This window comes from Dissulfurispira sp. (assembly GCF_036745535.1).
In the GTDB taxonomy this organism is placed as follows: domain Bacteria; phylum Nitrospirota; class Thermodesulfovibrionia; order Thermodesulfovibrionales; family Dissulfurispiraceae; genus Dissulfurispira.
The window spans coordinates 1-1,532 of the sequence record NZ_DAIOFX010000126.1; the positions used below are offsets into that span (position 1 = coordinate 1).

A 1,532-nucleotide genomic window follows, 5' to 3' on the forward strand; every position below is an offset into this window, starting at 1 on the left:
GCATAAATACTCTTTCCCCTTGACATCAGTCCCCTTGAAGATCTCGTCATTATTTCTGACGATGGCGATCGCATCCACATTATTGCTCAATCTTATAACAATGGGGATGAGCTCCCCTTCGACCATACTGTAATCAACAGGCCTGATTATGGAAAACCTCTCGGGATTGCCGAGCGCAAAGGTTGCAGCAATAAGAGCAAGAAAAAGACAAGATACTATAGTTACAGCAAGTTTCTTCACACTCTCCCCCTTATCTTAGCATTACAGTTCAGCGATCGGTTTTTATTTTATTTGACGAACAATTCTATTCTTTTATCTTCAAAATAAGTTCGAGGGCCTTTTTGTAATCGGATGCCGCCTCTTTCAGCATCCCGCTGTTCTCATAAACCTCTCCCCTCAGGGAGTACAGCTTCGAGTCATATAGGTTCATTGAGAGGGCACCCTCAAAAGCACCGAGAGAATCCTTAATCTGTCCATTCTTTGCAAGGGCATAGGCATGATGATAATAATAAGCCGGAGTATAAGAATTTTTCTTCACGGCCCTGTCAAGGATTTCAACGGCCTCCTTTATCCTGCCGAGCTTTGTAAGAAAATAGCCGAATTCGCTCATGACCGCCACATTTTCGGGTTCTGCATTAAGTGCGTTCTTAAAGGTCTCTTCAGCCTCCGGATTCTTCCCTTCCGTCTCATAGAGCCTTGCAAGCTCTACATATGGAAGCATGTACTTCGGGTCCTTCTCTATCGCCTTCTTAAACAGAGGATATGCCATATCGTATTTTTTCCTCTTTACAAATCCCCTTGCAAGGTTTGTGTCTGCTATTGCATCATGTCTTGGCTTATACTTTGGCTCCATCTTCTTTTTTAGGCTGCTCGCCTGCCAGCACAAGGAGATAATCGAACATGTCCTCTGTGCCTACAAGCGGCAATCCCGGCAGCTCATAGGCTATCTTGCCCTCGGATACAATTATTGTAGAGGGAAGTGCTATTACACTACATTCATGGAATGCCTTTAATTCCTTATCCATGAGCATGGGGAAGGTGATGTCGAATTCTTTTACAAGTTTTTTTATCTTCTCTATGTCTTCGTTCGAAATAGCCTGGCTGTCGGCATTAACTCCAAGCACCTGTATTCCCCTGTCCTTATATGTTTTATAAAACCCTTCAAATCTCTTAAGGGCATTGGGGGATTTGGCGCTCCATGTGGACCAGAACAGAACCACGACCGCCTTTTTCTGTGAATATTGGGAAAGGCTTATGTCCTTGCCCTCTATATCCTTGAGCGTGAATTCAGGAGCTTGAGCCCCTATCTGGAGCAATGCCTGGGCAGTGGCGGTATAAACAAAAGAGCCAACAATTACGGCAATAAATATTATTGCCTGTACAATCAATATCCTCTCCCTTTTAAAAGCCCTCATTCCTTCCCTATCCTCACCTTATAGGTCTTTACGCCTTCCTTGTAATGCATTATGGCCTTTTCATGATCTCCGAGCTTTTCATAAACCAGCCCCAGTGCATAATGGGTCATTGAAAGG

The 1,532-nt window shown here is 44.0% G+C and carries 3 protein-coding genes; all 3 read right to left on the reverse strand.

Translation table 11 applies throughout. From position 1 onward, the window contains the following. Positions 1–240 (reverse strand): hypothetical protein (locus V7L97_RS11850; protein ID WP_333656240.1); only part of this gene is annotated, 240 nt, incomplete at its 3' end. A gap of 64 nt (positions 241–304) precedes the next feature. Next, positions 305–853: a tetratricopeptide repeat protein gene (locus V7L97_RS11855; RefSeq protein WP_333656242.1), complete on the reverse strand. Its 549-nt coding sequence runs from the start codon at positions 851–853 to the stop codon at positions 305–307. Next, complete coding sequence (locus V7L97_RS11860) at positions 837–1,415, reverse strand: peroxiredoxin family protein (RefSeq protein WP_333656244.1); 579 nt, start codon at positions 1,413–1,415, stop codon at positions 837–839. Before V7L97_RS11860 ends, V7L97_RS11855 begins: the two co-directional genes overlap by 17 nt. Positions 1,416–1,532: the final 117 nt, after the last annotated feature.

What these genes read in the sequence shown, in the direction of transcription:
- V7L97_RS11855 (WP_333656242.1), bottom strand. Translation starts at nt 853, where the DNA reads ATGGAGCCAAAGTATAAGCCAAGACATGATGCAATAGCAGACACAAAC.
- V7L97_RS11860 (WP_333656244.1), bottom strand. Translation starts at nt 1,415, where the DNA reads ATGAGGGCTTTTAAAAGGGAGAGGATATTGATTGTACAGGCAATAATA.